This is a genomic window from Lentzea kristufekii (assembly GCF_033949925.1).
Taxonomy (GTDB): Bacteria; Actinomycetota; Actinomycetes; order Mycobacteriales; family Pseudonocardiaceae; genus Lentzea; species Lentzea kristufekii.
This window is the reverse complement of the sequence record NZ_JAXAVV010000029.1, coordinates 48,558-74,418: the sequence shown is the minus strand read 5'-3', so window position 1 is coordinate 74,418 and position 25,861 is coordinate 48,558. Positions and strand designations below refer to the sequence as shown.

Below are 25,861 nucleotides of genomic sequence, written 5' to 3'. Positions count from 1 at the left end.
ATGTCACGTCGCAGGGCTCCCTTGGCCGTGCTCTCCACCGTCATCGTCACGGCGGCCACACTCACCGCCTCCACCGCAGCTCACGCTGCCACCACCACCTTCACCCCCACCGCCGACACCTACGTCGACAACGGGTCCACCGGCACGAACTACGGCACGTCCGGACAGCTCGGCGTCGACAACTCGCCGATCAAGCGAACGTTCCTCAAGTTCACCGTCTCCGGGATCACCGGCAGCGTCAGCAACGCCAAGCTGCGCATCCACACCGACGACGTCTCCGGCGCGGACAGCCCCAACGGCGGCACGTTCAAAGCGATGTCCAACGTCAGCTGGACCGAGACCGCGGTCACCTGGAACAACCAGCCCGCGATCGACGGCGCCACGGTCGGCTCGCTCGGCTCGGTCGTGCGCAACGCCTGGTACGAGGTCGACGTCACCAGCTACGTCACGGGCAACGGCACCTACAGCATCGGCATCACGTCGAGCAGCACGGACGGCGCCGACTACGACTCCCGCGAATCGGGTTCCACCGCACCGCAGCTCGTCGTCACCGACGGCACGATCCCGCCTCCCGGCGACCCGGTCTGGGTCGGCGCGGGCGACATCGCCGACTCCGGTTCCGGTGACACGGCCACGGCCGCGCTGCTGGACAACATCCCCGGCACCGTCTGGACCACCGGCGACAACGTCTACCCGGACGGCACCGCGAGCCAGTTCTCCACCTACTACGAGCCCACGTGGGGCCGGCACAAGGCGCGCACGAGGCCTTCGCCCGGCAACCACGACTACCACACCAGTGGCGCCACCGGTTACTACAACTACTTCGGCGCGCAGGCCGGGCCGTCGGGCCGGGGCTACTACTCCTACGACCTCGGCAACTGGCACATCGTGTCGCTGAACTCCAACATCAGCATGGCGGCGGGCAGCGCGCAGGAGCAGTGGCTGCGGCAGGACCTGGCGGCGAGCACGAAGCCGTGCACGGCGGCGTACTGGCACCACCCGCTGTTCACCAGCGGTGCCAACCACGCGCCCTCGACGGCCACCAGGCCGTTGTTCCAGGCCCTGTACGACGCCAACGCCGACGTGGTGGTCTTCGGTCACAACCACCAGTACGAGCGGTTCGCCCCGCAGAACCCCACGGGCGGGCTGGACAACTCGCGCGGCATCCGGACGTTCGTCGCGGGCATGGGCGGCGCGGGCGCCTACGGCTTCGGCACGATCAAGCCGAACAGCGAGGCCCGCAACACCGGCACCCAGGGCGTGCTGAAGCTGACGCTGCACAGCAACAGCTTCGACTGGCAGTTCGTCCCCGTGGCGGGCAAGACCTACACCGACAGCGGCACCACCAACTGCCACTGACGGACCGCTGGAGGCCGATGATGTACCTGTCCACGATCGACAAACCCAAGACGGCGAACTGGAAAGGGCTGAGCGGCAACGTCTTCGCGCTCGGCACGGTCAGCCTCATCACCGATGTGTCGTCGGAGATGGTGGCCGCGATCCTGCCGCTGTACCTGGTCATCGGCCTCCAGCTCAGTCCCGCCGCGTACGGGCTGATCGACGGCGTCTACACCGGCGCCACCACGCTCCTCAGACTCGCGGGCGGCTACCTCGCCGACCGGACGAACAAGCGCAAGGCCGTGGCGGGCTTCGGTTACGGCATCTCGGCGGTGGCCAAGCTCGGACTCCTCGCCGCCGGCAACTCCCTGACCGCGCTGGGCTTCGTGATCACCGCCGACCGCGCGGGCAAAGGCCTGCGGACCGCCCCGCGCGACGCGCTGATCACCCTCTCGACGCCCAGGGGCGACCTGGGGCGGGCGTTCGGCGTGCACCGGGCGATGGACGGCATCGGCGCGTTCGCCGGGCCGCTGGTCGCGATGGCCGTGCTCGCGGCCTCCGCCCAGTCGTTCGACGCCGTGTTCGTCACCAGCGCCTGCATCGCCGCGTTCGGCGTGCTGGTGCTCGTGCTCTACGTGCGGGACCGGCCGGAACCCCTGGCACGCAAGGAACCTCTCAAGCTCACGCTGCTCAAGGACCCGGCCGTCCGCAGGATCGTGCTGGCCGCGTCACTGCTCGGCCTGGTCACCATCGGCGACGGCTTCGTGTACCTGTTGCTGCAGAAGCGCGAAGGGCTGGCGTTCGGCTGGTTCCCGCTGCTCGCGGTGGGCACGAGCCTCGTCTACCTGCTGCTCGCCGCACCACTGGGCGCACTCGCCGACAGGATCGGCAGGCTCAAGGTCATGCTGGCCGGCTACGTCGCGCTGACCGTCGTCTACCTGCTGCTGCACGGACCGCTGGGCGGCTGGCCGCTCCTCGTGCTGGTCGTGCTGCTCTACGGCGTCTTCTACGCCTGCACGGACGGCGTGCTGATGGCGCTCGCGGGCCCGGTCCTGCCGGAACGCCTGCGCACCACCGGCATCGCGCTGATCCAAAGTGGACAGGCGCTCGCCTACCTCGGCTCCTCCGTGCTGTTCGGCCTCGCCTGGCAGTTCTGGAGCCCCGAGGCAGCCACCCGGATCGCCGCCGTCGCCGTGGTCTGTGCCCTGATCGCCACCGCCGCACTGCTGGGACGCCGCCCATGAACAAGCGCCTGCTGATCACCCTGACCGCCGCCGTCCTGCTCGGAGGCGTCGCCGCCGGCTACACCGCGCTGTCCGGTGCCACACCGGACGACGCCGCGCAGTCCGTTCCGGCCGGCGCCGGGCCGCGGCTGATGGTCCTGAGCAACGGCAAGCTCTCCACGGTGTCGCGGACCGACCCGGCCGGTTCCCGGGAGGTCACCGAACAACGCTGCGACCGCGTCTACTCGGCGGCGGGCACGATCTCCTGCCTGCGGCCGGTCGGAGCGCTGAAGGCGAGCGAACTGGCCGTCCTCGACCGTGAGCTGAAGGAACTCAGGACGGTCCCGCTGACCGGGTTCCCGAACCGCACGCGGGTGTCGGCCAGCGGCCGGATGGTGGCGTGGACGCTGTTCGTCGACGGGCATTCCTACGCCGCCAACGGGTTCTCCACCAGCACGGGCATCCTCGACACGAAGACCGGCACGCTGGTGACGTCGCTGGAGGAGTTCGCGGTCGAGGGCATGCCGCAACGGCCGGTCGACACGAACTACTGGGGCGTCACGTTCACCGCCGACGACAACCGCTTCTACGCCACCATGTCCACCGGCGGCCACCGCTACCTGCTCGAGGGCGACTTCGCGGCACGCAGGGTCCGCCCGCTCACAGAGCTGGACGACGTCGAGTGCCCGTCGCTCTCCCCTGACGGCACCCGCATCGCCTACAAGAAAGCGGTCGGCGGCGACCCGCAGAAGGGCTGGCGGGTGTCCGTGCTCGACCTCGCGACGCGCGCGGTCACCGAGCTCGCCGAGACCCGCAGCGTCGACGACCAGCCGGCCTGGGTCGACGACAGGACCGTCGCGTACGGCATCCAGCGCGACGACGGCCTCAACGACGTGTGGGCGGTGCCCGCGGACGGGTCGGGGACACCCGCGATCCTGGTGCCGGAGGCGAGCTCTCCCGCGCCGATCAGCTGATCCGACAGGATTGGGCAAGAGCGCGGCAGCATTGATCTCCTATCAACCCTGTTCAAGCTGATCTGATGGGTCCATCGCCAGAACAGCGGAACGAACGGAAGGTAGGAACAGATGAGTGTTGAGCACGGTTTCCACGCCACCTTGACCACACGACCCGGCAAGGGCGACGAGGTCGTCGAGCTCCTGCTCGACGCCCCGTCGCTGACCAACGACGACTGCGTGGTCTTCCTGGTCGGCCGCTCGACGACCAACCCCGACGTCGTCCACGTGACCGAGGGCTGGACGACGGCCGAGGCCCACCGCGCCTTCTTCGCGAGTGAGCAAGCCCAGGCTCTCGTCGCGAACCTCCAGAGCCTGCTCGACGGCGAGTCCACGTACTCCGACGAGCTGCCCGTCGGCGGCAAGGCGGCGTTCTGATGGCCCGCCCGGCGTTCGACCCCGAGCTGAGCGCACTCCTCGCCGAGATGCCGCTGTCCACCGAGCTCAGCCACGAGATGCTCCAGCAGATCCGCCGGATGCCGTCACCGCCGTTCAAGACCGACGCCGAACGGCACGACGTGACGGTCGGCGAGATCACACTGACCGTCTTCCGCCCCAGGGGACTCGAACGGCCCGCGCCGTGCGTCTACTGGATCCACGGCGGCGGCATGATGATGGGCGACCGCTTCTCCCAGATCGACATCCCGTTGCAGTGGCTGGAAGAGCTCGGCGTCGTCGTGGTCACGGTCGAGCACCGGCTCGCACCCGAGGCGACCGGGACGACACTCGTCGACGACTGCTACAACGGTCTCTTGTGGACGGTCGAGAACGCCGGGGAGCTCGGGATCGGCAAGATCGTCGTGGCGGGCATCAGCGCCGGCGGCGGCCTGGCCGCCGGAGTCGCGCTGATGGCCCGCGACCTGGACGGCCCGGAGATCGCCGCCCAGGTGCTGATCTGCCCGATGCTGGACCACCGCAACGACTCCACGTCCAGCAGGCAGTACTCCGGCGATCCCGGCGTGTGGACGCGCGAGATGAACGAGTTCGGCTGGCGCTCGGTGCTCGGCGATCGCACGGACGTTTCCCGTTACGTGTCACCGGCTCTGGCCGAGGACCTGTCCGGGTTGCCCGCCACGTACGTCGACACCGGGACGGCGGAGGTGTTCCGGGACGAGGACGCCGCCTACGCCTCCCGCATCTGGGCCGCGGGCGGTGACGCCGAACTGCACGCGTGGGCAGGCGGGTTCCACGGCTTCGACGCGATCTTCCCCGCCGCCGGGCTGTCCGTTCAGGCCAGGCGCACGCGCACCGATTGGCTCGCGCGCCGGCTGGTCTAGACGGGAAGGGGCCTCATCCTGTCCGGCATGTGCGCGCGGAGCGTGTCGTGCAACGCCGACACCTCGTCGGCGTCCAGGAGGACGGACCCCGTCTCGCACGCCAGCACCGCCTCACCGGTGCGCTGGTCGGGCACGTACCGCAGTGCCACGTCCGGCACGGTGCACGACTCCGCCTGACGAATCGCGGTCAGCAACTCCGACACCCGTTCGTACCCCAGCCGCGCGCTCCAGCGCGACGCGGCCGGGGGACGGACGAACAACCGGAGGCCTCCGGTGGAGCGGCGAACCTCGACGCACGACAACACCGTCACAACCTCCTACCCAAGCCTCAGCAGCGAGACTAGTCGGCGATGTCCGGTTTCAGCGTCGAGTGTCACCCGTTCGGTTCATTGGTAGCAGGGCTTCTCGAACTTGAAATCTTTTGCCGTGGAGCCGGTGAAGAAGTCCTCCACCAGCGTCACTCCGGTCGGAGCGGCGTCGTCGGGCCGGTAGAGGGTCGTCTGACGGAACAGGGCGTCCTGGGGCGAAGCGGAGAAATTGCCTGCACCCGAAGGAAGCATGCCTTCGTAGTCCACGGACGTGAGCTGGCGCACGGCGGCGAGCACACCGGCACGCGTCAGGTCCTTGTTCGCCGCCGCCTTCTCGAGCGCGGCCTTGAGCGGGTACGCCCACACCCAGCCCGCGGTGTAGCCGTCGTTCGGCGTCACGCCGGGCAGTGCCGCGCGCATCGCGGTGTGGCCGACGGACTCGGTGCCCCACGACTTCCACGGCGCGGTCTGCATGTACAGCGCCTTGATCGCGGGAGCGGCCGGCGACTTCAGCAGGCCGGGGTTCCACGTCGGCGAGGTGCCGATGAACTTGCCCTTGAAGCCACGGGCCGCGGCCTGACCGATGATCACGGCCGCGTCGGTCGGTCCGGTCGTCAAGATCACCAGGTCCGGCTTCTTCGACACCACGGCGTCGATCGCTCCGCCCTGGTTGTCCTGGCCGGCCGTGGTGGTCACGTTCTCGAACGTCAGCCCGCGCTTCTCGGCCGCGATCTTCGTCCCGGCCGCCGCGTCGTCGCCGTAGTCACCGGCGTTGTGCACGGCCATGACGGACTTCACGCCCATCTTCTCGGTGGCGTAGTCGACGGCGTTCATCGACTCGACGCAGTAGTTCGCGCCGGACTCCAGCACGACCTCCTGGTGGCCCCACAACGAGGTCCAGGACGCCGGCACGGAGACCATCGGGGTCTTCTCGAGGTCCGGCAGGATCGCCACGGTGGTGGGCGAGCCCAGCGTCTGCGTCAGCGCGAGGACGCTGCCCTTGATCTCCTGGTAGACCTGGTTGTGGATCTGCGGGTTGTACTTGTTGTCCTTGACGTACTTGGTGACGTCGACCTCGTAGCCGCCGATGCCGCCCTTGTCGTTGACGCGCTTCCAGAACGCCTTCTGCGAGTCCGTGATCGGCACGGCCAGCGTCTTGAACGGGCCCTCGGTGAGGTCCGAGATGGTGCCCAGGTAGATGCAGCCCTTGGACTTGTCGACGGCGTTGGGGCACGCCTCCTTCGTCACGCCGGCGTCGACCTTGATGCCGCCCGTGCCCTCCTGAGGTGCCGCGCCGTCCCCACCTCGACAGGAGGCGAGGAGCAACGCCCCGGTGAATATGACTGCAAGTCTCTTACCAGACATGGAGATTCTCTCCTCAGTACGAGAACGGCCAGGTGCGCCAGTAGTTGCGGACGCGGACCCAGATGCCGAACAACCCGCGTGGCTCGACGATGAGGAACACGATGATGAGCACGCCGTAGAGCACGGCTTCCAGCTGGAAGACCGTGATCACGCCGGTCGCGTCACCACTGATGAACGGCAGCACCGCGGGCAGTTCCCTGGTGATGCGTGGCAGCAGAGTGATGAAGAGCGCGCCCATGATCGCTCCGGAGATGGTGCCCGCGCCGCCGATGAGCACCATCGCGATGTACTGCACTGACAACAGCAGGCTGAACGAGCCGGGATCGAAGAACCCGTTCACCACGAACAACAACGCGCCGGCGACACCCGCGTAGAACGAGGACACCGCGAACGCCAGGACCTTGTACCTGGTCAGGTCCACGCCGATCACCGACGCGGCCAGGTCCCGGTCCCGCACCGCCGCGAACGCCCGCCCGACCCGCGAGCGCACGAGGTTCCGCGCCAGCACACCGAAGATCACCAGCAGCACGAACATCAGCAGGTACAACTGCTGCGCCGCCGTGAACAACGCGCTGTCCTGGTCCAGCCGCACCCCGAACAGCTCGGGCACGGCCGCGGGCCGGCCGACACCGGGCCCGCCGGTCAGCGACGTCCACTCCCGGAACACGTGCTCTCCCAGGAAGACCAGCCCCAGCGTCACGATCGCGAGGTAGAGCCCTCGCAACCGCACCGCCACCGGCGCCACCAGGACGCCGAACAACGCGGCCACCAGACCTGAAGCCAGCAGCCAGATCGGCAGCGACGTGATGCCGAACCCGATCACCCGCCCGGTCTCGGGACCGCTGAGAGCCGCGGCCGTGTACGCGCCGATCGCGAGGAAGAACGCGTGGCCCAGCGAGACCTGGCCCGCGTACCCCGTCGCGATGTTCAGCCCGATCGCACCGATCGCCGCCACGAACCCGGTCGCGAGCAGCTGCAACAGGTCGTCGGTGATCATGAACGGCATGACCAGGGCAAGTACGACGAGGCCGCCCGACCACGCGCGTTTGGGACGCGTGTTCAGGAACCCCATGTCCTGCCCGTAGGAGGTGTACAGCTCAGGACGACCCTTCACAGCCGTTCCACCTCTCTCCTGCCGAACAGTCCGTACGGTCTGACGAGCAAGACCAGCAGCATCAGGGCGTACGGCGCGACGAGCGCGAAGTTCGACCCGAGCCACGGCGCGAAGTCGCCCTGGTAGGTGCCGACGAGCGACTCGACGACACCGACCGCGAGCCCGCCGACCACCGCGCCGCCCAACGACTCCAGGCCGCCGAGGATGATCGCGGGCAACGCTTTCAGCGCCACGATCCAGAGCTGCTGGTCGACACCGGCGCCCGTGGCCACGAACACGCCGGCGAGAGCGGCGAGCCCGCCCGCCAGCGCCCACGACAGCGCGAACACCGATCCGACCGAGATGCCCTGTGCCAGCGCGACCTCCTGGTCGTAGGCCACCGCCCGCATGGCGAGCCCGATCCGCGAGTAGCGGAAGAACAGGAAGAGCAGCGTCGTCACGACCGCGGTCGTCGCGATCATCACGAGGTAGCGCTGCTGCACCTCGGCTCCCAGGAAGCTGACCGTGTTCAACCCCCACGGATCACCGACCTGCCGCACGTCGAGACCGATGAACGCGTTGGTGACCACCCTGACCACGACGTCCACGCCGATGGTGATGATCGCGACCACGAACACCGGTTTGCCGACCATCGGCCGCAGCACCGTGCGTTCCACGCCCAGCGCCAGCACCGCGATCACCACGGCGGCGACGAGAACCGCCCCGACGAACGACACCGCGGGCGAGAGGTACGAGACCAGCACCGCGCCCGCCAGCATGAACGCCGGCTGCGCGAAACTGATCACCTGCGTCGACTTGTAGATGATCACGAAGCCGAGCGCGAGCAGCGAGTAGATCGACCCGGTGCCGAGACCCCGGATCAACGACTGGAGAAACTCATCCATACATGCTCTCCACGAGGTCGTCGAACATCTTGCCCAGCGCGGATCTCTTGACCTTCTGGGTCGCGGTCAGCTCGCCGTCCTCGTGGTCGAGCTCCTTGGGGAACATCCGGAACTTCTTGATCTGCTCGACCGTGGCGAACCTGCCGTTCACCTCGGTCACGATCTTCTGCACCAGCTCCTGGACCTCGGGCTTCTCCGACAGGTCCCGGTAGGTGGTGTAAGTGATCTTTCGTTGCTGCGCCCAGTGGCCGACCGTCTCGTACTCGATGCCGATCAACGCCACGAGGTAGGCCCGCTGGTCGCCGATCACCACGGCCTCCTTGATGTAGGGGGAGGTCTTCAGCGCGTTCTCCAGCTCGGACGGCGAGATGTTCTTGCCGCCCGCGGTGATGATGATGTCCTTCATCCGGTCGGTGATCTTGACGTGCGTGCCGTCGACCCACTCGCCGACGTCGCCGGTGTGCAGCCAGCCGTCGTCCAGCACGCGTTGCGTGGACTCGGGATCTCGCCAGTAGCCCGCGAACGTGCCGCCGTGCCTCGTGAGGATCTCGCCGGTCTCCTCGTCGATGCGCAGCTCGATGCCGGGCTGCGGTTCGCCGACCGTGCCGATCTTCACCCGTCCCGGCCGGTTTCCCGTGGCCACGGCGGTGTTCTCGGTCATGCCGTAGACCTCGTGCATCGGCACCCCGATGCCCATGAAGAACTTCAGCACGTCCGGGGCGATCGGCGCGGCACCCGAGGCCGCGTACCGGACGTGCCGCATGCCGATCCTGGCCTTCAGCGCGCGGAAGCAGAACAGCCAGCCGAGCGCGTAGACCACCCGGCTCTTGCCCGTGTGCCTGCCACCGTTGTGCACCAGCGTTTCGCCGATGACTTCGGCGCGCTTGAGCCAGAACCTCGTCGTCGTGCGCTTGAGCCAGGACGCGGACGACACCCCGATCGTGACGCCGGCCAGCACCTTCTCCCAGATGCGGGGTACGCCGAACAGGATCGTCGGCTGCACCTCGCGCAGGTTCGGCTGCACCGTCTCGATCGACTCGGCGAAGTGCACCTGCACGCCGCTGGCGGCGCTGAACCACGTCGTGAAGATGCGTTCGGCGACGTGGCACAGCGGCAGGTAGGACAGCGTGACGTCGGAGGAGGACGGCGGTGGCGAAGTGAATCCGCCGCCGTCCACCAGGACGTGGACGGCGAACTCGACGTTCGCCACGGTGAGCATCGCGCCCTTGGGCGGCCCGGTCGTGCCGGAGGTGTAGATGAGCGTCATGACGTCGTCTGGTTCGACGGCCGCCATGCGTTCGGCGAGCTCGTCCGGGAACGAGTCGCGGTGCTGGGCGCCCAGCGCCAGGAAGTCCTCCCAGGCCAGCAGCTTCGGGTTGTCGTAGCGACCCTTGATGCCGCGGGGTTCGACGTAGACGATCCACTCCAGGTCGGGGGTGTCCTCCAGCACCAGCAGCGCCTTGTCGACCTGTTCCTGGTCCTCGGCGATCAGGATCCGCGAACCCGAGTGGGACAGGAGGTAGGCGACCTCGGACGCGGGGTTGGTCGGGTAGAGCCCGACGGTGATGCCCCGGGCGGCGACGATGCCGAGGTCGGCGTAGAGCCACTCGCGCCGGTTCTCGGAGTGGATCGCCACCCGCTCCCCCGGCTGCAGGCCCAGCGCGAGCAGCGCGTGGCCGACCAGTTCGACGTTCGCCCAGTAGCCGGACCAGCTGACCTCCTGCCAGATGCCGAAGTCCTTGGCGCGCAACGCGATCTGGTCAGGCGTGCGCTCGGCGCGGTCCTTCACCCGCGTGACCACGGTCGTGGTCGTCGTCGATGTGGTCATGGCGTCACGCTCTTGTGCTGCTCGCCGAGGTACGCCCGGATGACGTCGGGGTCCTGCTGCACCTCCGCGGGCGTGCCGGTGCGGATCGGGCGGCCGAAGTCCATGACCATCACGCGGTCGGCCAGGTCCATCACGAGACCCATGTCGTGCTCCACCATGATCATCGGGATGTTCAGCTCCTCCCGGACGTCGAGGATGAACCGGGCCATGTCCTCCGTCTCCTCGACGTTCATGCCGGCGACCGGCTCGTCGAGCAGCAGGAGCTTGGGCTCCATGGCGAGCGCCCTGCCCAGTTCGACGCGCTTCTGCACGCCGTAGGGCAGCAGGCCGACCGGGAACCTGCGCCACTGCTCCAGTTCCAGGAAGTCGATGACCTCCTCGACCGCGGCCCTGTTCTTCAGCTCCTCGTCACGGGCCTTGCCGAGCCAGAAGAACGCCGACAGCGCGCCGTACCGCATGTGGTTGTGGCGGCCGAGCATGAGGTTGTCGACGACGGTGAGGTGGGAGAACAGCTCGATGTTCTGGAACGTGCGGGCCATGCCCTGCGCGGCGATGCGGTGCGGCCGCATGCCGATCAGGTCGAGGTCGCGGAACCGCACGGTGCCCTGCTGCGGCCGGTAGACACCGCTCAGGACGTTGAAGATGGACGTCTTGCCGGCGCCGTTCGGGCCGATGACGGCGAAGAGCTCGCCCTCGCCGACCTCGAACGACACCCCGTCGACCGCCACGACCCCGTCGAACGCGAGCCGGACGTTCTCGACCTGCAACACGGCGGTGGACGGCGCCTCCGCCGAGGTGCGCACGTCGGCACTCATGACAGCCACCGCTTCCTGCGCTTGTAGTGCTTGACCGCACGGAACGAGGAGGTGCCGAGACCGAGGTAGAACTCGCGGATGTCGTCGTCGGCGAGAAGTGCCTCCGCCGGCTTGTCCATGACGACCTTGCCGGTCTCCAGCACGTAGCCGTGGTCGGCGATGGAGAGCGCCATGCTGGCGTTCTGCTCGACCAGCAGGACCGTGGTGCCCTGTTCGTTGATCTTCACGACGAGGTCGCGGATCTGCTGGACCAGCAGCGGCGCGAGGCCGAGGCTGGGTTCGTCCAGCAGGAGGTAGGACGGCTCCGACATCAGCGCCCGCCCGATCGAGAGCATCTGCTGCTCGCCACCGGACAGGTAGCCCGCGCTCTGTCTTCGCCTTTCGAGCAGCCGCGGGAAGAGCTCGTAGCAGCGGTCCAGGTTCTGCTTGAGCCGCTTGGGTCTCGCGTGGCCGCCGACCTTGAGGTTCTCCTCGACGGTCAGTTCGGCCAGGATCCGGCGGCCCTCCAGGGCCTGCTTGATACCTCTGTCAGCGATCTTCGCTGGTGAGAGGCGGTGGATCGGTTCACCGTCGAGCGTGATCGAGCCCTTGGTGACCTTGCCGTCGTGCACGTCGAGCAAGCCGCTGAAGGCCCTCATCAGGGTCGTCTTGCCCGCCCCGTTCGCACCGAGCAGGGCCACGACCTTGCCCTGGGGCACCTGCAGGCTCACGCCGCGGAGCACCAGCATCACGTCGTCGTAGACAACCTCGAGGTTGTTCGCTTCGAGCACCAGCGCCTCCTATGGGCCCCTGACATACCGCGCAGTATGCAGCCCATGAGACTTGGATCACAGAGCGATTTGACCACTGTGGGTGATTTCGTGATGTGCACATGGCAAGTGGTTGAGCACTCTGCGTGACCGTCCAGAGTGGACACATGTCGGATGTGTAACGCGGCGTCGCTCGGGTACTCACCTTCCGACACCAATCGAAGGAGGAGGTTTCGTGACCACCATTGAGAAGTCGGTGGACGTCCACGTGCCCGTGAGCACGGCTTACAACCAGTGGACCCAGTTCGAATCCTTCCCGGCGTTCATGGACGGGGTCGAGAAGATCGACCAGATCACGCCGACCAGGACCCACTGGACCACGAAGATCGGCGGGGTCGTCCGCGAGTTCGACGCGGAGATCACCGAGCAGCACGCGGACGAGCGAGTCGCGTGGACCACGGTCGACGGGCCGCCGCAGGGTGGCGTGGTGACGTTCCACCGCCTGGACAACGACACGACTCGGGTGCACCTCCAGATGGAGTACGACCCGGAGACCATCACCGAGAAGGCCGGAGCGGCGCTGGGCGTCGTCGGCCACCGGGTCGAGGGCGACCTGAAGCGGTTCAAGGAGTTCATCGAGAACCGGGGTACCGAGACCGGCGCCTGGCGAGGCGACGTGACGCCGCCCCCACAGGTCTGATCGGTGCACGTTGACGCCAGACCAGCACGCGGCGTTCGAGGAACTCGCCCGCACCAGCCGTGACTCGCCGCGTTACTACGTGTTGCGGGACCAGCTGGTGCGCGAGTACCTCCCGCTCGCCCGGCACATCGCCCGCCGCTTCAGCGAACGCGGCGAGCCCATGGAAGATCTCGCTCAGGTGGCGGCGGTCGGACTGATCAACGCCATCGACCGGTTCGACGTGTCACGGCAGACGGACTTCCTGTCCTACGCCGTGCCGACGATCACGGGCGAGGTGCGGCGTCACTTCCGTGACCAGTGCTGGGCGGTGCGCGTGCCCCGCAGGCTGAAGGAGCTGTGCGACTCCATCGACGGCGCGACCGCCGAGCTCTCGCACAGGACCGGGCGGTCTCCCACTCCCTCCGAGATCGCCCGGCACCTCGGGGTGTCGCTCAGCGACGTCTACGAGGGCCTGCGCATCGAGAAGAACGTGGCGTTCGCGCCTCTCGACTCACTGGAGAGCTCGACCGTCGACGATCCAGCGCTGGAAGGCGTGGAGATCCACGAGGCCCTGCAGCCGATGCTGCGGGGCCTTCCGCGCCGGGAGCGGACCATCGTGGTCCTGCGCTTCTTCGGCCGGTTGACCCAGACGGAGATCGCCCGCCGCGTGGGCATCTCGCAGATGCACGTGTCGCGCCTGCTCACCAAGTCCCTGGAGCAGCTGCGGCACGATTTGCTGGCGGAGGAGTGAAATGAACGAGCGGGAATGCCGGGTTCTGGCGATACTGGGGTCATGAACCGGTTGCGGTGGCCCCAGAAGCTGGCGATCGGCACCGGGGTCCTGCTCGTGCTCTGGGGCGTGGCCGGGTTCTTCGTGACCGGCTTCGCGAAGTTCGCGGGCGAGGCCGACACCTGGGTCCTCGGGTTGCGCGTCAACCCGCTGCAGAACGTCATCCACCTGGTCTTCGGCGCCGCCCTGCTGTTCGCGGTGCCGCGTCTGAAGGCGCTGAGCGGGACCGGGCTGCTGCTGGCGGTGCTGTTCCTGGTGATGTTCGGGCTCGGCCTGGCCCGCTACGACGACGAGGTCGTGAACTTCCTCAACGTCAACCCCGGTTCGAACGCGCTGCACTTCCTCGCCGGGTTCGCCTCGCTGGCGACGGCGCAGGGCGCGGCGTGGTGCCGCCAGTGCGACCGCGCCGCTGCCGCCGCCGTCAAGCCTGCTTGAGCAGTGTGCGCACGGCCCGTTCCGGGTCTCCCGCGCCGATGACGTTGCCGTGCTCGAACGCCTCCACCAGACGCGGGTCCACGTAGGACTTCCTCGCCACGGACGGCGTGTTGCCGAGGTCCTGCGCGACCTCCTTCATGACCGCGCTGATCGCGCGCTTCGACGGCTTGCCCCGTTCGCGCAGGGCCTGTGCGAACGCCTGGGCGGCGAAGACCGTGGCGTGCCAGGTGCGCAGGTCCTTCACGCTGAACTCGTCGCCGACCAGTTCGCGGAAGCGTTCGTTGACGTCGTCGGCGGTGAGGTCGAAGACGCGGCAGTCCGGCGTCCGGTCGTGCAGCAGCGACCGGACGGCCCTGGCGAGCGCGCGATCGGTGATCTCCTGGTCCACCTCGACACCGTGCTTGGCGGGGAACCGGAAGCGGATCCGGTCGCCGGTGACCGAGAGGTGTTCGCAGAGCAGGGTCGCGACGCCGTGCGTGCCGTTCTCCTCGGCGTACTCCTCGTGGCCGACGCGGAAGACGCCGAGGTCGAGCATCCGCAGCGAGATGGCGAGCAGCCGCCTCCGGCCGCGCGACCTCATGTCCTTCTCGATCTGCTCGCGGAACTTCCCGAGCTTCGGGGCGAGCTTCAGCACGCGGGCGAACTTCTCCGTGTCGCGGTCGGCCCGCCACTTGTCGTGGTAGAGGTACTGGCGGCGGCCGGCGTCGTCGTACCCGACGGCCTGGATGTGGCCGTTCGGGTGCGGTGAGATCCACACGTCGCGCCAGGCGGGAGGGATGACGAGGGCCTTCACCCGCTCGACGTCGCTCGCGGACAAGGCCCCGCCCTCGGCGTCGAGGTACCGGAATCCCTTGCCGTGTCTGCGCCGCGTCCAGCCTGGACCTGCGGTGATGCTGCGCCGCAGTCTCATGTGGCCACTCCGGGATTGATCAGCATGGAACGCGGGTACCCGCTCGCCGATGAATCACTACACGGTCGGTGTGGAACAGGAGTTCCTCCTCGTGGATCCCGATTCGCGGCGGCCCGTAGCACTGGCACCCCGGGTCAGGGAGATCTCCAGCGCGCCGGGAGACCTCGACGTGCAGGGCGAGCTCACGCCGTTCCAGATCGAGATCGCCACCGGCGTCACCTCCTCGTTCGACGAGCTGTCCGAGCAGGTCCGGCTCGGCCGCCGGGTGCTCGTGGACGCCGCCGACGAGGCGGGGTGCCGGCTCGTGGCGACGGGCATGCCGCCGATCGGCGAAGCCGGACCCCCTCCCGGATCGGATGACCCCCGCTATCACCGGATCGAGTACTCCCATCGGAGGCTCGTGACCGGAACGGGTGCCTGCGGACTGCACGTCCACGTAGGCGTCTCCTCGGAGTCCGAAGCGCTGGAGGCCTCGAACAAGCTGCGTGCGTGGCTGCCGACGTTGCTGGCGCTGAGCGCGAACTCCCCGTACTACCAGGGAGAGGACACCGGGTACGCCAGCTGGCGGTCGATGGTGTGGTCGCGCTGGCCGGTGAGCGGGCCGCCGCCGCACTGGCACGGTCCCGCCGACTACGACCGGGCCGTCGAGGCGCTGATCAGCTCGGAAGCGTTGATGGACAGGGCGATGGTGTACTGGGACGTCCGCCCGTCGGCCGATCATCCGACGGTCGAGGTGCGCGTCGCGGACATCCCGCAGCTGGCAACGGAAGTCGCGGTCCTCGCCGAGCTGATCCGGGCCCTCGTCGTGACGGAACCCTCCGAACAGCGGGTGGACGACTCCGTGCTGCTGGCGGCATATTGGCGGGCGTCGCGCGACGGGGTCGACGGACTGGCCGCCGATCCACACACCGGAAAACTCTCCCCCGCGTTCGACCGGGCGGTGTCGCTCGTGGAGCACGTCTCGGTCGCGCTGCGCGATCGCGGCACTCTGTCTACTGTGGAGCAGCAGTTGGACTGGTTGCGCCACAACGGCTGCGGTGCCACTCGGCAACGACGCTGCCCGGACCCCGAGTCCCTTGTGGACACGCTGATCGCCCGAACGCGTGAGGAAACCTGATGCGCCTCCCCGCTCCCCGCGGCCACATGAGTTCAGCCCTGGTCACAGCGCTGCGCCTGCCGCCCTCGCCGCGGCCCGCGCTGCTCGTCAGCGGCGGCACCAGGGAAGCCTGGCAGGACGACGACCTGCAGCTGTCGCTGTGGATCTGCTACGAGCTGCGGATGCGCGGCTTCGACGACGTCGCCACCGGCTGGGAGGACCACCCGGCGCTGGCCCAGTTCCACGCGGCACTGGAAGCCCGCTGGGAGGAGGCGCTGCGGTCGCTGACCGAGGTCACCTCCCCCGCCGCGCTGCCGGACGAGGGACGTGCCGAGCTGGACAGGCACCACGCGTTCTGGCAGCCGCGCCGCGAGATGCGCTCGGTGCTGCGCGACATCCACGGCGACGCCTACGGCACGCGCTCGGCGCGCACCCATTCGGTGCTGTTCACCGTGACGCTGCGCGACCTGGACCCGTTCGCGGGGGTGGACGAGATGCCCGCCCCGACCCTCGCACTGGCGAACGCGCTGTCGTTGTTCGGCCTGCACCGCCGGCTCGTCGGGGCCCTCGTCGGCTTCCTGACCGCGGTCGACACGATCGGCGGCGACCCGTTCGCGCAACTGCTGCCCGTCCAGTGCCCGCCGGAGGACGTCCGCCTCGGCTTCACCGCGTGCCACGAACTGCACGCCCGCCTCACTCAGCACGTCCAGGCTTCCCTGCGGGCGGGTCGCACCTCGCTGAGGGGCCGTCGACCGCAGCTTTCCAGCCGGGCTAACGTGGGGTGCTGACAGCTGACGAAGGAGATCACGTGCCTGACCCCACTGCTCTGGCCACCGTGGTCGTCGACCGGCTCACGCCCGACGTGGTCGTGCTGCGCGTGTCCGGTGAGCTCGACACCACTTCCAGCGGTTCGCTGACCGGCCCGCTGGAAAACCACGTGACGGAAGGCCTGCGGGCCGTCGTCGTGGACCTCGGCGGCGTCCGGTTCCTGGGGTCCGCCGGGCTGGAGGCCCTGGTCCTGGGACAGCAGCGCGCGTCGAAGACCGGCGTCGAGTTCGTGGTGGTGGCGTCCACCCGGGCCGCGTTGCGTCCCATCGAGGCGACCGGGCTCGACGCGGTGTTCACGATCGTGAGGTCGGTGGACGAGGCGGCGCAGCGCTTCTCGTCCTGATCACCAGGGCGGGGCGCCCGTCGCGTCGAAGTAGGCGCCGGTCGGCCCGTCCTGTCCGATCTGCGCCATCTTCACGATGGCGCCGATGTCCTGCTCGACGGCGTTGATGCGCATCCGCGGGAACGTCTTCGCGTACTGCACGGTGACGAGGTTGACCGCTGCCGCCGACGGCGAGTCCTGGGGGCCGCTCACGTTCACCACGACGGCGGAGGCGGACCGTTCCAGCAGCGGCAGGTAGGTCTGCAGGACGCGCGCGGTGCCCTCGACGGCGCCCTCGAACGTCTCCTCCCCGGCTCCGCCGGTGTTGACCAGCACGTCGAGCGAGTCCAGGGACTCGGCCGAGGCGCCGTCGAGTGGCGCGAACCGGACGGTGTGACCGGCGAGAACGAGCCGGCGCGCGATCTCCGCGTCCTCGGTCGCGCCGGTGATCAGCACTGCAGCCATGCGTCCCACGATAGTGCCGCGACTAGTCCTGGCCGATGTCCTCGAACCAGAGTTCGGGGCGTTCGGCGATGAACGTCGTCATCAGCTCGATCAGCGCCGGGTCCTCGACGACGGTGATGCCGACGCCGTGCTCCGCCAGCCAGTCGTGTCCGCCGTGGAACGTCGTGGCCTCGCCGATCAGGACGTGCGAGATGCCGAACTGGCGGACCAGGCCGCTGCAGTACCAGCACGGCGACAGGGTGGTGACCATCGTGGTGCCGCGATAGCTGCGCTGGCGGCCGGCGTTGCGGAAGGCCGAGGTCTCCGCGTGCATCGAGGCGTCGCCGTCCTGCACGCGGCGGTTGTGGCCGCGGCCCAGCAGACGGCCGTCGCCGTCGAAGAGTGCCGCGCCGATGGGGATTCCGCCTTCGGCGAGTCCCATCCGCGCCTCTTCGGAGGCGACAGCCAGCATTTCTTCAGCAGTCATGCACTTGACGCTACTTCGTCCGAACGACTTCACGGTCGTCGACGTGCCGCCCTGGGTCGTTCTCCTCCTTGGCCTGCGTCGCACTGTCCTTTGTGTACTTCCCGTGTGGGTCGAAGAGCCGGGCGTCGCCGGCAGCTCACCAGACGAGCAGGTAGGGCTCCTCGAACACAGCGGTCTGGTCCTCGTCGTGCAACAGCGGTTGGAGAGCGACGATGTCGCCGTTGTACTCGAGAACGAAGTGCAACCCAGGGTCCCCGTGCGTGCGCTCCGCTACTTCCTTGCAGAGCTTCCTCACATGCTCCGGCAACGAGGGCAGCGTCTCGGCGTGCGGGACCACGACCACCACGTCGGGGTCCCCTACGAGAGCGAGTTGCCGAGCGATCTCGGCGTCGCCCGGTGGCGCCAGAATCACCCACGGCACCGAGTGCCGCCGCCAGAGCCGGAACGGGTAGACCCGAGATTCGATCTCGTCCAGCGCGTCCTCGGCGGCGCCTCCGAGCTCGGGATCGTCGAGCAGTTCTTCCAGCCGCGCCACCACCTCGGGCAGCACCTCGCGGTCGAGCCTGCCCATGTGCCCCAGACAGGTGACCGCGAGCTCGCGCAGCTCGGGTTTCGTCGTGCAGCCGAGCAGGATTCGTTGCAGTTGCTCGCGTTCCGGGTCGTGGTGGACCAGTGCCAGCATGGCCCGGTGTGCGTCCGGCCCGAGCGCCCGGAGATCCTCGTGCCACCTGGCCACGCACTCGGCGATCACGACGTCGGCCGCACGACGGGTCACGTCGGACAAGTCGGCGTGGTCCGGCACAGCCGCCCAGCCGTCCTCGACGCGCACCCGCAGCACGCCGTTCTCGACGCCGGCGAGCGCGTCGCCGTCCCACTCGAACACGACGCCGCCGGGCATCTCGACCTCGCGCATCGGGCCGAACCCGCTCAGCGCCTCCCGGACCCGTTCGACCAGGGTCACTTCGGCGGCAGCGCTTCCACGAACTCGCGGCAGCGCGCGATCCAGTCGTCCAGCGCCTCGTCCTCCGCCACGGCCTCCCCGGCGACGACCACCCAGCCGTTCATCGGCCGTCCGGTGAAGTCGAAGACGCGGGCGCCCGGCTGGGCCAGCGCGTCGGCCTGCGCCTCGGGCCCCACGCGCGCTATCAGGTCGGAGTTCAGCACTCCTACCAGCATGTTTCCGCGCCACATGAACACCAGGCTGCCGAACATCTTCTTCGTGCTCAGGTCCGGGAGGTCGCCCAGCGACTCGCCCAGACGGTGGGCCAGGCCCTCGTCGTACGCCACACGCTGAATACTGTCTCAGCGAGTTGCCAGGCGCCTCTCAGTTTCGTGTGGCTTCATGGACGTACAGGACGAAGGAGGCCATTTTGTTCGGCTTGGTCGGCTGGCTGCTCTACTGGCTCTTGACGCTGTTCATCCTCGTGATGATCGGCCGGATGATCGTGGACTGGGCGGTCACCTTCCAGGCGCGCGGCGACTGGGTGTGGAAGGTGCGCCGGGTGACCCACGGCGTCACCGAGCCGGTGCTGGCGCCGGTGCGCAAGGTGCTGCCGCCGGTGCGGTTCGGCGGGTTCGGGCTCGACCTGGCGTTCACGCTGGTGTTCATCGCGGCGCTGATCCTCAGGTCGGTCGTGGCGTGAGGACACCGGGGTTGAGCAGGCCCTGAGGATCCAGCGCGGCCTTGGCACCGGACAGGGCCGCGCCGAAGACGTCCGGCCGTTGGCGCGTGTACCAGGGCATGTGGTCGCGGCCGACGGCGTGGTGGTGCGTGATCGTGCCGCCTGACGCGATGAGCGCCTCGGAGACCGCGGCCTTGATCTCGTCCCACTGCGCGGTGAGGCCGCCCCAGCGCCCCGGCGCGTAGATGCCGTAGTAGGGCGCGGGGCCGTCCGGGTAGACGTGGGTGAAGCGGCACGTGACGACGCCGATGCCGCACATCTCCCGCAGCGCCCTGGTCGCCGCCTCCGTCACCGTCGCGTGCAACTCGGGGAAACGGTCCCACGTGCAGGCCGTCTCGAACGTCTCGGTGATCATCCCGTGCTGGGCCATCGCGTCACGCTGATAAGGCATGCGCAGGAACGACTTCCGCCACTGCTGCGCCGCACCCTCGACGACCTCGCCACCACCGCAGAGCTCCAGCGCTCGCGCGAGTTTCACGTCGACCGGGTGGTCCGCGGACTCGAAAGCCAGCACCAGCACGGCCTGTGCCGAGCCGGCGTTGAGGAACGCCTCCGCCGGGTCCAGCAATCGGCAGTTCGCCGGATACAACCCGGACTGCGCGATCAGCCGAGTCGCCTCGACGGCCCGTTCCCACGAAGCGAACCGCACCGAGGCCCCCGCCCGGTGCGCCGGCGGCTCCTGGAGGCGCATCCACGCCTCGGTGATCACACCCAGTGTGCCTTCGGAGCCCAGGAAGAGCCGGTCGGGCGACGGCCCCGCACCCGACCCCGGCAACCGCCGCGACTCGCTGATCCCCTGGGGCGTCACGACCCTGAGCGACTCGGTCAGGTCGTCGACGTGCGTGTAGAGCGTGGCGTAGTGGCCGCCCGCGCGCGTGGCGAGCCAGCCGCCGAGCGTCGAGAACTCGAACGACTGCGGGAAGTGCCGCAACGTCAGATCGTGCGGCTTGAGCTGGGCCTCCAGCGACGGCCCCAGCACCCCCGCCTGGATGCGGGCGGCACGGCTGGTCGGGTCGACTTCCAGCACCCGGTCCAGACGTTGCAGGTCCATAGTCACGGCGCGGTCCAGGTCGCGCGGCTCAACGCCGCCGACCACGGAAGTGCCGCCGCCAAAGGGAATCACCGCCACGCCGTTCGACCCACACCAGTCGAGCACGTCGACGACGTCCTGCTCGGTGCGCGGACGGGCGACGGCATCGGGCAGCTGGCCGACGTCGCCGGCGAGGTTGCGGGTGACGTCGCGGTAGGCCTGGCCGCGAGCGTGCGCGAGCCGGTCGACGGGATCGGTCGAGTAGATCTCGCCCGGCGGCTGGATGCGGGACTCCGGCACCTCCAGCGAGGCAGGGTCCGGCGGCGAGTGGAACGTCAGGTCCGCGTCCGGCAGCACCGCCCGGACCCGCTCGACCAGCGCACGGCGTTCCTCCGGGGTGACGGCGTCCTCGACGTTGCCCCAGCCCCACCACGACCTCGTTGTCATGGCGAGCAACCATAAGCGAAACGCCATCGTTCTGGAATGACCTTGAGTACATCTACTCGCGCGCCCGCGATGGTCGTCCGGCTAGCGTCACCGTCATGAAGTCCTGGGGGATAGCACTTCTGGTGATGGCGCTCGCGGTCACCGCGTACTTCGCCGCCCAACCGGACGGCAACAGGGCCACCGACGAGAAAGCCAGACAGGTCGCCGAGCGCATCGGCTACCCGCGCGGCACCGACGCCAACGCCTACGCCCGTTCCGCGCTGTGGGGCAACACCGACCAGAAGTACTTCGCGGTCCTGGAGATCACCGACAGCCCGACCAGCGACCCGCAGAAGGTGCACGCCAGCCTGCTCCTCCGCGTCCACGACCCCGGCACCTCCGAGTCCCCGCCGAGCTTCCGGCTCTGGGACGAGGATCCGGTGACCGCCTGCTACCTAGCCGGCTTCAACCACTACGGCGTCACCGGCGGTGGCCCCGACCGGGTCCGCTGCCCGGCCGGCGCGCGGCCGGTCGTCCCGCCGCCCGCCCAGCGCACAGGCGTGCCGGAGGACTACCTCGAAGCCTTCAAGACGATCCTCACCTCACTGCCGCCCAACCCGACGGCGGACGAGGTGCTCGCGGCGTTGCGCGCGAAGCTGCCGCCGGTGCCGGTGGACTCGGAGACCAAGCTGCCCTGGGTCGAGCCCCGCCTCGACGCCTTCGTCAAGGACGGCGCCGTCGGCATCGTCGCCGGTGGCGGTGGCTCCTGCCTCAACGGGGTGCGGCTCGCCGACGGAACGGTCGAGGCCTGGTACCCGCCGCGCGTGCAGACCCAGCCGGGAGAGATCGGCTGTTCCGGCGAAAGCGCACTGGTCCTCTACAGCACGCCGCCACCGAAGTAGGACCACTAGCCCGCGCCGAAGCAGACGAAGCCGACGGCGGCCGCGTAAGCCGCGTCGTCCACAGCGGCACGCTGGACCGCAGCCAAAGCCTCGGCCGGAGCCATCCCTGCAGCCAGCTTCTGGTGCAGCTCCACCATGACCGGCGCAGTTCCGTCGGTGGGCACCGGCACCACAGGCGCGATCAACGTCCGCGTGCCCAGCCCGAGAAGCGCCGCCGTGAACCCCATCAACTCGTCACCAGGACGAACGGCCGACTGCCCGGTGTCGCACGCTGACAGCACGACCAGCGTAGGCGGCTGACGCAGGCGTTCGATGTCGTAGACGGTCAACGGCCCGTCGGCCAGCTCCAAAGCGGAGAACAGCGGGTTGTCGACGCGGAACGAGCCGTGGGCGGCGATGTGGGCCAGCGCGGCACCGTCCATTGCGGACGCCACGGCGCTCACCGTCGCCTCGCCGCCGACCAGGACGCGGCCCGGCACGTGGGCGCTGATGGCCTTGATCTCGGCGGGGGCCGCGGCCATGCGCGGGCCCGCGGCCAGCACGGACTCGCCCGAGGCGTCCGGCACCGAGGTGGCGCGCAGCCAGACGGACGCGGACGGCGCGACCGTCACCTGGCGGTTCAGGACCGCCCACGGCAGGCCGTTCAGCGCGCCGGTGGGCACGACGACCAGCGGGCGGCCGTCGATGCGGGAGGCCAGCGGGTCCAGCAGGCGGCGGGCCAGCAGTGCGGCGGCGTGGGACGCCGACGAGCGGGCCACGGCCAGGTTCGGCAGGTTGGGCGGCAGGGTGACCAGGCGGTGCAGGGCGAAGCGGAGCAGGCGGATCTCGCGGACCACGCCCTCCGCCGGTCCCAGGGAGTGCAGGGAGGCGCGGCCGCCGGCCAGGACGACGGCCATCAGCGTGCCGTCGTCCTCCACGAACTCGATCAGCGCCGACGAACCCAGGGCGGAGACCAGGGACGGGACCGACGGCGGCTTGAAGACGGAGACCTCGCCCGACACCTGGCGGGTCAGGTCGCGGACGCGTTGCTCGGCGCGCACCAGCTGGGCTCGCAGGGCGCCCGCGGGTTTTCCGGCCAGCACGGCGGACTCCACGTCGGCCGCCACGGCGCGCAACGACGCCAGCGCGTCCTCCAGGCGTGGATCGTCGGGAGGCGACACGGACTTCATCCGCAGCGCGCCGGCGCGCCAGCTCTCGGTCCACGACAGCACGCGGGCGGCGTTGCCGGAGGCGACGGCCAGCCGCAGGCCCTCCAGCGCGAGGGCCTGGCCCTGCACGCCGGCCGACGCGCGCAGTTCGGCGGCGCCCAGGGACACCCGGTACTCGTCCAGCAGGCCGATGCCGCGCCGGAGAGCGGACGAGGTCCCCCGGACGTCGCCGGAGAGCTTGCGGCGCAACGCTTCCGCGTACCAGCCGCGCACGCGCAGACCGGCCGGGCCGCGCAACCGCGCACCGGCCGCCACCGACAGCTCCGCGACGGCACGCACGCGGTGGCCCAGGTCCGCGGCGACCAGGCCCGCGTCGATGCGGGCCTCCAGCGCGGGCAGCCGCCAGTCCATCGCGTCCAGCTCGGTGGCGACCCGGGACAGCGCCAGGCGCAGTGGACGCGAGCGGTCGCCGCGCAGCACGGCCGCGTGCAGTTCCAGGTAGCGCGCACCAGCCGCCCACAGCAGGCGCTGCTCGCGCCGGAAACGGCGGCGTGCCTCGGCGGCGAACGAATGCGCCGCGGAAGGATCGTCGTCCAGCAGGGCGATCCGGGCGCGGAAGTACAGGGCCTCGGAGACGCCCAGCGGGTTCTTCAGGGTCTTCAGCTCGGTGATCGCGCGGTCGGCCGCGGCGCGGGCCTCGTCCAGCAGCGGCACCGAGACGAGCAGCTCCAACCGGTTGACCAGCAGCACCGGGCGCATCACGTCGAGGCGGCGGTACACCTCCTCCGCCTTGTCGAACAACGTCAGCGCGGCGGGCACGTCGCCGCCGCGCGTCGCCATGATGCCGGCGTTCCAGTGCACGTCGGCGACACCGAGTTCCTGGCCGAGCTCGCCCAGCAGGGACGCCGCCAGCGAGAAGTCGGCCGACGCCTCACGCATGTTCCCCACGTACGCGCGCACGAGGCCGCGGTTGTTGAGAGCGCGCGCCTGGACCAGCTGGTCCCCGACGCGGCGCGCACCGGCGATGGCCGCCGTGTAGTCGCGCTGCGCGTCGTCGTAGCGGGTCAGGTAGTGGAAGACGACGCCGCGCTGCATCAGCGCGGCCACCGAGTCCGCGCCCGTCAGCTCCGGCATGGCGTCGTCCAGCAACGTCAGCGCGGCCTTCTGCCTGCCCGTGTAGGCGAGCACCCACGCCAGGCTCATCTGGGCCAGCGCGGCCAACCGGGGCAGCGACGCCTCGGAGGCGATCCTGATCGAGCGGCGGAGGTGCCGGGCCGCGCCGGGGAAGTCGTGCATCTCCCGCAACGCGAGGCCGATCGCGCGCTCGGCGATCGACCATTCCGAACGATCTTCCGTCGCGCGAAGGACAGCGCGGGCCATCTCCACGGCCGCGCGCGGGTTGCGCTGCCTGGCCTCCAGCGCGTCCTCCGCACAAAAGTCGGTCACGGCAACACTTTATCCGCTGTGGTAGCTTGATCAAGCTCGGTCGGGGTGCCCGTCAACGCTGCTTTAGTGAGGCCGTGGTGTCGAAAACGCCAGAAAGCGCGGAGCTTTACCAAAGAGCTTTCCTGCAGCTCATCGCCGACGACAAGACCATCAGCTTCCACGCCGAACGCGGGCGTGAATTCCTTTATCGACCCGGCCAGCTGCTCGTCGCCGCCGAGGACGAACAACGCGTGGTCGAAAAGCTCCGGGAAAACAACATCATCGCCCGGCCAGGCGAAGGATTCGCCGGTTTGGCACGATTGACGTTGCCGGACAACGCGGAGGACATTCCCCGCATTGTCCGCCTGCTGCGCGACCAGCGGAACTGGCCGAACGAGCGCGTGCCGCTGGTGCAGCCGCACCACGTGATCGTCGGTCACGGCGGCCTCGTCATGGGCAACCCCGGCGACCGGCCCCACCCGGCCGACCCGGTCTCCGCGCCGAAGTTCGACGAGCGCCTCAAGGACGTCCGCGTCGGCATCATCGACACCGGCATCTCCTCGGGCGCCGACAGCGACCACTCCGACTGGTTCGACGGCCGCTACGCCAAGGAGGCCGACGACGTCGACGCCGCCTACAGCAGCGGCGACCACTTCGCGCTGCAGGGCGGGCACGGCACGTTCGTCGCGGGCGTCATCCAGAACGCGGCGCCCGGCGTCACCTTCGACCCGGAGATCGGCCTCGACCCGAACGGCTTCGGCGACGAGGAACGGATCTGCCGCAAGATCACCGAGCTGGGCCGGAAGAAGATCAACGTGCTCAACCTGTCGCTCGGCTGCTTCACCGCGGACGACGTCGCCTCAGAACCGTTGCGGCGCACGATCGAGGCGCTGCCCGACGACATCGTCGTGGTCGCCTCCGCCGGCAACCAGGGCACGCAGCGGCCGAGCTGGCCCGCCGCGCTGTGCGGGGTCACCGCCGTCGCCGCCGCCCAGCAGGAGCGGGACGGGTCGATCGGCCCCGCCTTCTACTCGAACTTCGGTCACTGGGTCGACGCGTGCGCGATCGGCAACCGGGCGTCGACCTACCTCAAGGGCGAGTGGCAGCTGCCCGGCGAGGCCGCGGCTACGCCGTTCGCGCTGTGGGCGTACTGGTACGGCACGTCGTTCGCCGCTCCCCTGGTCACCGGCCGGATCGCCGCCACGATGGTCTCGGACGGCATCGACGCACGTCAGGCGCGTGACAAGCTGCTGGCGGGGCCGGAGTTCCACCCCGGCTACGGAGTTTTCGTCAAATAGTTGTATCTGGGAGGCAACCTCCGCCTCCGCCAGTTGTGACCGCAA

The 25,861-nt window shown here is 69.3% G+C and carries 29 protein-coding genes; 14 read left to right on the top strand and 15 right to left on the bottom strand.

The genetic code is table 11. The features are described from left to right. The 5 genes from SK571_RS39730 to SK571_RS39710 all read left to right on the top strand — a co-directional run bounded on the left by SK571_RS39730 (nt 1) and on the right by SK571_RS39710 (nt 4,851). Nucleotides 1-1,359, top strand: coding sequence for a CBM96 family carbohydrate-binding protein (locus SK571_RS39730; RefSeq protein ID WP_319989274.1), 1,359 nt, complete (start codon nt 1-3; stop codon nt 1,357-1,359). A gap of 20 nt (nt 1,360-1,379) precedes the next feature. Next, entirely contained in the window at nt 1,380-2,582 is a 1,203-nt protein-coding gene (locus SK571_RS39725) for an MFS transporter (RefSeq protein ID WP_319989306.1), read from the top strand. Continuing rightward, nucleotides 2,579-3,535, top strand: a complete 957-nt coding sequence (locus SK571_RS39720) for a hypothetical protein (protein ID WP_319989273.1) — start codon at nt 2,579-2,581, stop codon at nt 3,533-3,535. The genes SK571_RS39725 and SK571_RS39720 overlap by 4 nt, the downstream gene beginning before the upstream one ends. Nucleotides 3,536-3,646: 111 nt before the next feature. Further along, nucleotides 3,647-3,952, top strand: coding sequence for a putative quinol monooxygenase (locus tag SK571_RS39715; RefSeq protein ID WP_319989272.1), 306 nt, complete (start codon nt 3,647-3,649; stop codon nt 3,950-3,952). Further along, on the top strand, nt 3,952-4,851 hold the full coding sequence (locus SK571_RS39710; RefSeq protein ID WP_319989271.1) for an alpha/beta hydrolase: 900 nt from the start codon (nt 3,952-3,954) through the stop codon (nt 4,849-4,851). Before SK571_RS39715 ends, SK571_RS39710 begins: the two co-directional genes overlap by 1 nt. Here SK571_RS39710 and SK571_RS39705 read toward each other — a convergent pair. The 7 genes from SK571_RS39705 to SK571_RS39675 form a co-directional block, all read right to left on the bottom strand. After that, a complete protein-coding gene (locus SK571_RS39705) occupies nt 4,848-5,162 on the bottom strand; it encodes a hypothetical protein (RefSeq protein WP_319989270.1) in 315 nt (104 codons plus the stop codon). The two genes, SK571_RS39710 and SK571_RS39705, sit on opposite strands and share 4 nt — an antisense overlap. 75 nt (nt 5,163-5,237) lie before the next feature. Further along, a complete protein-coding gene (locus SK571_RS39700; RefSeq protein ID WP_319989269.1) occupies nt 5,238-6,524 on the bottom strand; it encodes an ABC transporter substrate-binding protein in 1,287 nt (428 codons plus the stop codon). A 13-nt stretch (nt 6,525-6,537) separates the two neighbouring features. Then, complete coding sequence (locus tag SK571_RS39695) at nt 6,538-7,638, bottom strand: branched-chain amino acid ABC transporter permease (RefSeq protein ID WP_319989268.1); 1,101 nt, start codon at nt 7,636-7,638, stop codon at nt 6,538-6,540. Continuing rightward, nucleotides 7,635-8,522, bottom strand: coding sequence for a branched-chain amino acid ABC transporter permease (locus tag SK571_RS39690; RefSeq protein WP_319989267.1), 888 nt, complete (start codon nt 8,520-8,522; stop codon nt 7,635-7,637). The genes SK571_RS39695 and SK571_RS39690 overlap by 4 nt, the downstream gene beginning before the upstream one ends. Continuing rightward, nucleotides 8,515-10,350 (bottom strand): AMP-dependent synthetase/ligase, encoded by a 1,836-nt coding sequence (locus tag SK571_RS39685; protein WP_319989266.1) that lies wholly within the window; start codon nt 10,348-10,350, stop codon nt 8,515-8,517. The genes SK571_RS39690 and SK571_RS39685 overlap by 8 nt, the downstream gene beginning before the upstream one ends. Continuing rightward, complete coding sequence (locus SK571_RS39680; RefSeq protein ID WP_319989265.1) at nt 10,347-11,165, bottom strand: ABC transporter ATP-binding protein; 819 nt, start codon at nt 11,163-11,165, stop codon at nt 10,347-10,349. The genes SK571_RS39685 and SK571_RS39680 overlap by 4 nt, the downstream gene beginning before the upstream one ends. Beyond that, nucleotides 11,162-11,938, bottom strand: a complete 777-nt coding sequence (locus tag SK571_RS39675) for an ATP-binding cassette domain-containing protein (protein WP_442916867.1) — start codon at nt 11,936-11,938, stop codon at nt 11,162-11,164. The genes SK571_RS39680 and SK571_RS39675 overlap by 4 nt, the downstream gene beginning before the upstream one ends. A 211-nt stretch (nt 11,939-12,149) precedes the next feature. Here SK571_RS39675 and SK571_RS39670 point away from each other — a divergent pair, with 211 nt between their 5' ends. The 3 genes from SK571_RS39670 to SK571_RS39660 are packed head-to-tail and all read left to right on the top strand — an operon-like array spanning nt 12,150 to nt 13,818. Next, on the top strand, nt 12,150-12,614 hold the full coding sequence (locus SK571_RS39670; RefSeq protein WP_319989264.1) for an SRPBCC family protein: 465 nt from the start codon (nt 12,150-12,152) through the stop codon (nt 12,612-12,614). A 10-nt stretch (nt 12,615-12,624) separates the two neighbouring features. Further along, nucleotides 12,625-13,344, top strand: a complete 720-nt coding sequence (locus tag SK571_RS39665; RefSeq protein WP_319989263.1) for a SigB/SigF/SigG family RNA polymerase sigma factor — start codon at nt 12,625-12,627, stop codon at nt 13,342-13,344. Nucleotides 13,345-13,386: 42 nt separating this feature from the next. Continuing rightward, nucleotides 13,387-13,818 carry a DUF4383 domain-containing protein gene (locus tag SK571_RS39660; protein WP_319989262.1) on the top strand — a complete coding sequence of 144 codons (432 nt, stop codon included), beginning with the start codon at nt 13,387-13,389 and terminating at the stop codon, nt 13,816-13,818. On the opposite strand, the gene SK571_RS39655 is transcribed toward SK571_RS39660, so the two are convergent. Further along, a complete protein-coding gene (locus tag SK571_RS39655; RefSeq protein ID WP_319989261.1) occupies nt 13,805-14,728 on the bottom strand; it encodes a DNA topoisomerase IB in 924 nt (307 codons plus the stop codon). The genes SK571_RS39660 and SK571_RS39655 overlap by 14 nt on opposite strands. Before the next feature lie 49 nt (nt 14,729-14,777). Here SK571_RS39655 and SK571_RS39650 point away from each other — a divergent pair, with 49 nt between their 5' ends. The 3 genes from SK571_RS39650 to SK571_RS39640 are packed head-to-tail and all read left to right on the top strand — an operon-like array spanning nt 14,778 to nt 16,995. Beyond that, entirely contained in the window at nt 14,778-15,845 is a 1,068-nt protein-coding gene (locus SK571_RS39650) for a carboxylate-amine ligase (protein ID WP_319989260.1), read from the top strand. After that, complete coding sequence (locus SK571_RS39645) at nt 15,845-16,612, top strand: iron-containing redox enzyme family protein (RefSeq protein WP_319989259.1); 768 nt, start codon at nt 15,845-15,847, stop codon at nt 16,610-16,612. Before SK571_RS39650 ends, SK571_RS39645 begins: the two co-directional genes overlap by 1 nt. A 20-nt stretch (nt 16,613-16,632) precedes the next feature. After that, entirely contained in the window at nt 16,633-16,995 is a 363-nt protein-coding gene (locus SK571_RS39640) for an STAS domain-containing protein (protein WP_319989258.1), read from the top strand. On the opposite strand, the gene SK571_RS39635 is transcribed toward SK571_RS39640, so the two are convergent. From SK571_RS39635 to SK571_RS39620, 4 genes are all read right to left on the bottom strand, one after another. After that, entirely contained in the window at nt 16,996-17,439 is a 444-nt protein-coding gene (locus SK571_RS39635) for a Rossmann-fold NAD(P)-binding domain-containing protein (RefSeq protein ID WP_319989257.1), read from the bottom strand. Between the two features lie 22 nt (nt 17,440-17,461). Further along, nucleotides 17,462-17,905 (bottom strand): nucleoside deaminase, encoded by a 444-nt coding sequence (locus SK571_RS39630; protein WP_319989256.1) that lies wholly within the window; start codon nt 17,903-17,905, stop codon nt 17,462-17,464. 136 nt (nt 17,906-18,041) lie between these two features. Continuing rightward, on the bottom strand, nt 18,042-18,866 hold the full coding sequence (locus tag SK571_RS39625; RefSeq protein ID WP_319989255.1) for a hypothetical protein: 825 nt from the start codon (nt 18,864-18,866) through the stop codon (nt 18,042-18,044). Further along, the gene (locus tag SK571_RS39620) at nt 18,863-19,192 is read right to left on the bottom strand and encodes a TfoX/Sxy family protein (RefSeq protein WP_319989254.1); all 330 of its coding nucleotides are present in this window, start codon (nt 19,190-19,192) and stop codon (nt 18,863-18,865) included. Before SK571_RS39620 ends, SK571_RS39625 begins: the two co-directional genes overlap by 4 nt. Nucleotides 19,193-19,275: 83 nt before the next feature. Here SK571_RS39620 and SK571_RS39615 point away from each other — a divergent pair, with 83 nt between their 5' ends. Beyond that, on the top strand, nt 19,276-19,548 hold the full coding sequence (locus SK571_RS39615) for a YggT family protein (protein ID WP_319989253.1): 273 nt from the start codon (nt 19,276-19,278) through the stop codon (nt 19,546-19,548). Here SK571_RS39615 and SK571_RS39610 read toward each other — a convergent pair. Next, nucleotides 19,529-21,064 carry an FAD-binding oxidoreductase gene (locus SK571_RS39610; protein ID WP_319989252.1) on the bottom strand — a complete coding sequence of 512 codons (1,536 nt, stop codon included), beginning with the start codon at nt 21,062-21,064 and terminating at the stop codon, nt 19,529-19,531. The two genes, SK571_RS39615 and SK571_RS39610, sit on opposite strands and share 20 nt — an antisense overlap. A gap of 95 nt (nt 21,065-21,159) precedes the next feature. Between SK571_RS39610 and SK571_RS39605 the strand changes: the two genes are divergently transcribed. Beyond that, complete coding sequence (locus SK571_RS39605) at nt 21,160-21,945, top strand: hypothetical protein (protein ID WP_319989251.1); 786 nt, start codon at nt 21,160-21,162, stop codon at nt 21,943-21,945. A gap of 5 nt (nt 21,946-21,950) precedes the next feature. Here the strand turns inward: SK571_RS39605 and SK571_RS39600 are convergent, their stop codons facing one another. Both SK571_RS39600 and SK571_RS39595 read right to left on the bottom strand, forming a co-directional pair. Then, nucleotides 21,951-24,539 carry a CHAT domain-containing protein gene (locus tag SK571_RS39600; protein WP_319989250.1) on the bottom strand — a complete coding sequence of 863 codons (2,589 nt, stop codon included), beginning with the start codon at nt 24,537-24,539 and terminating at the stop codon, nt 21,951-21,953. Beyond that, nucleotides 24,536-24,958 (bottom strand): hypothetical protein, encoded by a 423-nt coding sequence (locus SK571_RS39595; protein WP_319989249.1) that lies wholly within the window; start codon nt 24,956-24,958, stop codon nt 24,536-24,538. Before SK571_RS39595 ends, SK571_RS39600 begins: the two co-directional genes overlap by 4 nt. Here SK571_RS39595 and SK571_RS39590 point away from each other — a divergent pair. Beyond that, nucleotides 24,920-25,816, top strand: a complete 897-nt coding sequence (locus SK571_RS39590; RefSeq protein WP_319989248.1) for a S8 family peptidase — start codon at nt 24,920-24,922, stop codon at nt 25,814-25,816. The genes SK571_RS39595 and SK571_RS39590 overlap by 39 nt on opposite strands. The last annotated feature ends 45 nt before the right edge of the window (nt 25,817-25,861 follow it).

Excerpts from the sequence above, each read along its gene's own strand:
- SK571_RS39730 (WP_319989274.1), top strand. The coding sequence starts at position 1 with ATGTCACGTCGCAGGGCTCCCTTGGCCGTGCTCTCCACCGTCATCGTC.
- SK571_RS39725 (WP_319989306.1), top strand. The coding sequence starts at position 1,380 with ATGTACCTGTCCACGATCGACAAACCCAAGACGGCGAACTGGAAAGGG.
- SK571_RS39720 (WP_319989273.1), top strand. The coding sequence starts at position 2,579 with ATGAACAAGCGCCTGCTGATCACCCTGACCGCCGCCGTCCTGCTCGGA.
- SK571_RS39715 (WP_319989272.1), top strand. The coding sequence starts at position 3,647 with ATGAGTGTTGAGCACGGTTTCCACGCCACCTTGACCACACGACCCGGC.
- SK571_RS39710 (WP_319989271.1), top strand. The coding sequence starts at position 3,952 with ATGGCCCGCCCGGCGTTCGACCCCGAGCTGAGCGCACTCCTCGCCGAG.
- SK571_RS39700 (WP_319989269.1), bottom strand. The coding sequence starts at position 6,524 with ATGTCTGGTAAGAGACTTGCAGTCATATTCACCGGGGCGTTGCTCCTC.
- SK571_RS39690 (WP_319989267.1), bottom strand. The coding sequence starts at position 8,522 with ATGGATGAGTTTCTCCAGTCGTTGATCCGGGGTCTCGGCACCGGGTCG.
- SK571_RS39685 (WP_319989266.1), bottom strand. The coding sequence starts at position 10,350 with ATGACCACATCGACGACGACCACGACCGTGGTCACGCGGGTGAAGGAC.
- SK571_RS39680 (WP_319989265.1), bottom strand. The coding sequence starts at position 11,165 with ATGAGTGCCGACGTGCGCACCTCGGCGGAGGCGCCGTCCACCGCCGTG.
- SK571_RS39660 (WP_319989262.1), top strand. The coding sequence starts at position 13,387 with ATGAACCGGTTGCGGTGGCCCCAGAAGCTGGCGATCGGCACCGGGGTC.
- SK571_RS39655 (WP_319989261.1), bottom strand. The coding sequence starts at position 14,728 with ATGAGACTGCGGCGCAGCATCACCGCAGGTCCAGGCTGGACGCGGCGC.
- SK571_RS39650 (WP_319989260.1), top strand. The coding sequence starts at position 14,778 with ATGAATCACTACACGGTCGGTGTGGAACAGGAGTTCCTCCTCGTGGAT.
- SK571_RS39645 (WP_319989259.1), top strand. The coding sequence starts at position 15,845 with ATGCGCCTCCCCGCTCCCCGCGGCCACATGAGTTCAGCCCTGGTCACA.
- SK571_RS39635 (WP_319989257.1), bottom strand. The coding sequence starts at position 17,439 with ATGGCTGCAGTGCTGATCACCGGCGCGACCGAGGACGCGGAGATCGCG.
- SK571_RS39630 (WP_319989256.1), bottom strand. The coding sequence starts at position 17,905 with ATGACTGCTGAAGAAATGCTGGCTGTCGCCTCCGAAGAGGCGCGGATG.
- SK571_RS39610 (WP_319989252.1), bottom strand. The coding sequence starts at position 21,064 with ATGACAACGAGGTCGTGGTGGGGCTGGGGCAACGTCGAGGACGCCGTC.
- SK571_RS39605 (WP_319989251.1), top strand. The coding sequence starts at position 21,160 with ATGAAGTCCTGGGGGATAGCACTTCTGGTGATGGCGCTCGCGGTCACC.